Source organism: Flavobacterium sp. UBA7680, assembly GCF_002482975.1.
Lineage (GTDB): Bacteria > Bacteroidota > Bacteroidia > Flavobacteriales > Flavobacteriaceae > Flavobacterium.
The window spans coordinates 4,806-9,845 of sequence record NZ_DLHA01000001.1 but is presented as its reverse complement, the minus strand read 5'-3'; the positions used below and the strand labels follow the sequence as shown (position 1 = coordinate 9,845).

Annotated in this window: 2 protein-coding genes; both read right to left on the bottom strand. The window is 36.6% G+C overall.

Features of this window, described 5'->3' with window-relative positions:
* A partial coding sequence (gene rpoC, locus B3C18_RS00055) for a DNA-directed RNA polymerase subunit beta' (protein WP_291140462.1) occupies window positions 1–2,154 on the bottom strand: 2,154 nt, incomplete at its 3' end.
* Between the two features lie 285 nt (window positions 2,155–2,439).
* On the bottom strand, window positions 2,440–5,040 hold a 2,601-nt coding region (gene rpoB / locus B3C18_RS00050), incomplete at its 5' end, for a DNA-directed RNA polymerase subunit beta (protein WP_291140459.1).

Sequence of the window (5,040 nt, the reverse complement as noted above, 5' to 3'; positions counted from 1 at the left end):
TTTCATTGCTAATTCTGTTAACTGCGCATTTGCTGAAGTCCATACGTCAATAACTTGGTTGTAACGCTCGTTATTCGTAATAAGACCCATGTTATAATTCACAGAAATACCTTCAACTTGCTCTCTGGCGTCTGCAATTAATTTTGTTTTTTGTTCTGGAATTCTAATATCACCTAAAGAGAATGATAAACCTCCTCTAAATGCGAATTTATAACCCATATCTTTCATATTATCCAAGAAAGCTGCCGTTGTAGGTACATCAGTCACACTTAAAATGTGTCCGATAATATCTCTAAGGTTTTTCTTAGTCAATACATCATTGATATATCCAGCTGCTTCAGGTACTACTTCATTAAATAATACACGTCCTGCAGTTGTTTGAATAATTTTGTACACTAATTCTCCAGCGTCATTAAAATCTTTTGCCCTAATTTTCACACGAGCATTCAATTCTAATCTTCCTTCGTTTAATGCAATATTTACTTCTTCAGCAGAATAGAAAGTCAAATCCTGACCTAAAATAATGTGATCTTCTGTAGAAATACGCTCTTTGGTCATGTAGTACAGACCCAAGACCATGTCCTGAGAAGGTACCGTAATTGGAGCACCATTTGCAGGGTTCAAGATATTGTGAGAAGCCAACATTAATAATTGAGCCTCTAAAATAGCTTCTGGTCCTAAAGGTAAGTGAACCGCCATCTGATCCCCGTCGAAATCGGCGTTAAAAGCCGTACAAACTAATGGGTGTAACTGGATCGCTTTTCCTTCAATTAATTTTGGTTGGAAAGCCTGAATACCAAGTCTGTGCAAAGTAGGAGCACGGTTCAGTAATACTGGGTGTCCTTTAATTACGTTTTCAAGAATATCCCAAACTACCGGCTCTTTTTTGTCTATGATTTTCTTAGCAGATTTTACTGTTTTTACAATACCTCTTTCAATCAATTTACGGATAACGAAAGGTTTGTATAACTCAGATGCCATGTCTTTTGGCAATCCACATTCGAATAATTTTAACTCAGGACCAACAACAATTACCGAACGAGCAGAATAATCCACACGTTTTCCAAGTAAGTTTTGACGGAAACGTCCTTGCTTACCTTTTAATGAGTCAGATAATGATTTTAATGGTCTGTTAGATTCTGTTTTAACAGCAGAAGCTTTACGAGTGTTATCAAATAATGAATCTACAGATTCTTGTAACATACGTTTCTCGTTTCTTAAGATAACTTCTGGAGCTTTAATCTCCATTAATCTTTTCAAACGGTTGTTACGGATGATTACACGACGGTATAGGTCATTCAAATCTGAAGTTGCAAAACGACCTCCATCAAGCGGCACAAGCGGACGTAATTCTGGCGGGATAACTGGAACCACTTTCATGATCATCCATTCTGGACGGTTTTCGCGGTTTTCGTTAGACTCACGGAAAGACTCAACAACTTGTAATCTTTTTAAAGCTTCAGTTTTACGTTGTTTAGATGTTTCGTTGTTAGCGCTGTGTCTTAATTCATAAGATAAAGCATCTAAGTCAATACGAGCTAATAAATCCATAATACATTCTGCTCCCATTTTGGCAACAAATTTATTTGGATCTAAATCATCTAAATATTGGTTTTCCTGCGGAAGAGTATCTAAAATATTTAAATATTCTTCTTCAGTTAAGAAATCTAGTCTTTGTAAAGATTCTCCATCTGCATTTTTAGCAATACCTGCTTGGATTACTACGTATCTTTCGTAGTAAATGATCATATCTAATTTCTTAGATGGAAGACCAAGGATATAACCAATTTTGTTTGGAAGAGAACGGAAGTACCAGATATGAGCAATTGGCACAACAAGGTTGATGTGTCCTACTCTGTCACGACGTACTTTTTTCTCAGTAACTTCAACACCACAACGGTCACAGATGATACCTTTGTAACGAATTCTTTTATATTTACCACAAGCACATTCAAAATCCTTAACAGGTCCGAAGATTCTTTCGCAGAAAAGTCCGTCACGCTCTGGTTTGTGAGTTCTGTAGTTGATTGTTTCTGGCTTTAAAACCTCTCCTCTTGATTCTTTCAAGATAGATTCTGGTGAAGCCAATCCAATAGAGATTTTGTTAAATCTTTTAATTGGATTCTTATCTTTATTATTTCTATTATTCATCATAGTTTTTACTATTGATTTACTTGCTATTAAAAATTGATTTAGATTCACAATCTACATCTTTCAAAAAGTTACCTTTTAAAAAGAGTTAAATCATTACGCTTACCACGAGTTACTTCTCTAAACTTCAAACTTAGTTTGAAGCGCTAGTTATAAAATGCCTTGCATTATTATAAAAAATCGGAACGGGTTACGGGTATAAATCTTAAAAACTTAAACTTTAGTAAACAGCTTAAGTCTCAGTTTTCGATTTACATCGAATACTGAGACTATCACTGAAAATTATTTTTATTCTTCCAAACGAAGATCTAATCCTAGACCTTTCAATTCGTGCATTAATACATTGAATGATTCTGGTAAACCTGGTTCTGGCATAGTTTCACCCTTAACGATAGCTTCGTAAGTTTTAGCTCTACCAATAACGTCATCAGACTTAACAGTTAAGATTTCACGTAAAGTACTAGAAGCTCCATAAGCCTCAAGTGCCCAAACCTCCATCTCTCCAAAACGCTGACCTCCAAATTGAGCCTTACCTCCAAGTGGCTGCTGCGTAATCAATGAGTATGGTCCGATAGAACGTGCGTGCATCTTATCATCAACCATGTGTCCTAATTTAAGCATGTAAATTACACCCACAGTAGCTTTTTGTGCAAAACGCTCTCCAGTTCCACCATCATAAAGATAGGTATGTCCAAAACGTGGTACGTTAGCTTCATCAGTCAAGGCATTGATTTCGTCAAGAGAAGCACCGTCGAAAATTGGAGTAGCAAATTTTCTACCCAAGTTCATACCAGCCCATCCAAGAACAGTCTCATAAATCTGACCAATGTTCATACGTGAAGGTACCCCAAGTGGATTCAATACGATATCTACCGGTGTTCCATCTTCTAAGAAAGGCATATCTTCATGACGAACGATTCTAGCAACAATACCTTTGTTACCGTGACGTCCTGCCATTTTATCCCCTACTTTCAGTTTACGTTTTTTAGCGATATAAATTTTCGCTAATTTCAAGATTCCAGATGGTAATTCATCTCCAACTGTAATAGTGAATTTTTCTCTTCTTAAAGATCCTTGTAAGTCGTTCAGCTTAATTTTATAGTTATGAATTAAATCATTAACCATTTTATTTGTAGCATCATCAGCAACCCATTGACCTTTGCTTAAGTGAGCAAAATCCTCTACTGCGTAAAGCATTTTTTGAGTATATTTTTTACCTTTTGGTAAAACTTCTTCACCCAAATCATTCATTACACCTTGAGATGTTTTTCCGTTAACGATCAAGAATAATTTCTCAACCAATCTGTCTTTTAATTCAACAAATTTAGTTTCGAATTCCATTTCTAAAGCGCCTAAAGCATCTTTATCCTGAGTACGTTTACGTTTATCTTTTACGGCTCTTGCAAATAATTTTTTGTCAAGAACTACACCATGCAAAGATGGAGAAGCTTTTAATGAAGCATCTTTTACATCACCTGCTTTATCCCCGAAGATTGCACGAAGCAATTTCTCTTCCGGAGTAGGATCTGATTCTCCTTTTGGTGTAATTTTTCCGATCAAAATGTCGCCAGGCTTAACCTCTGCTCCAATTCTAATCATACCGTTTTCATCTAAATCTTTAGTAGCTTCTTCAGAAACGTTAGGAATATCGTTTGTTAACTCTTCGTTTCCTAACTTAGTATCTCTAACCTCTAATGAATAATCATCAACGTGGATAGATGTAAAAATATCATCACGAACTACTTTTTCAGAAATCACAATCGCATCCTCGAAGTTGTACCCTTTCCATGGCATGAACGCAACTTTTAAGTTTCTACCTAAAGCTAATTCTCCATTTTGAGTAGCATATCCTTCTGATAATACTTGTCCAGGTATAACTCTGTCACCTTTTCTTACGATTGGTTTCAAGTTAATACTTGTACCTTGATTGGTTTTTCTAAATTTAATAAGGTTGTATGTTTTCTCATCAGCATCAAAACTAACCATTCTCTCGTCTTCTGTACGATCGTATTTAATAGTAATGATATTAGCATCAACATATTCAACAGTTCCATGCCCTTCAGCATTGATTAATACTCTTGAATCTGAAGCTACCTGACGCTCTAAACCTGTACCTACAATTGGTGCTTCAGGACGGATCAAAGGAACTGCCTGACGCATCATGTTTGATCCCATCAACGCACGGTTCGCATCATCATGCTCCAAGAAAGGAATCAATGACGCAGAAATCGATGCAATCTGGTTAGGAGCAACGTCTGTATAATGAACTACAGATGGTTCAACAACCGGGAAGTCACCTTCCTCACGAGCAATAACATTGCTAGCAGTAATTTTACCAGTTTCGTCCATTTCAATGTTTGCCTGAGCAATCATTTTACCTTCTTCTTCTTCAGCACTTAAGTAAATTGGAGTACTTTCTAAATCAACTACACCATTAGTTACTTTACGGTATGGAGTTTCGATGAATCCCATTCCGTTTACTTTTGCATAAACACCAAGAGATGAAATCAAACCAATGTTTGGTCCCTCAGGAGTTTCAATCGGACATAAACGACCATAGTGAGTATAGTGAACGTCACGAACCTCGAAACCAGCTCTCTCTCTCGAAAGTCCACCTGGTCCAAGTGCAGAAAGTCTTCTTTTGTGTGTAATCTCAGCTAATGGATTCGTTTGGTCCATAAATTGAGATAACTGGTTAGTTCCAAAGAAAGAGTTGATAACTGATGATAATGTTTTAGCATTGATCAAATCAATTGGTGTAAACACCTCGTTATCTCTAACGTTCATACGCTCTCTAATAGTTCTAGCCATACGTGCTAAACCTACACCGAATTGTTGAGACAATTGTTCTCCAACTGTTCTAACACGACGGTTTGATAAGTGATCAAT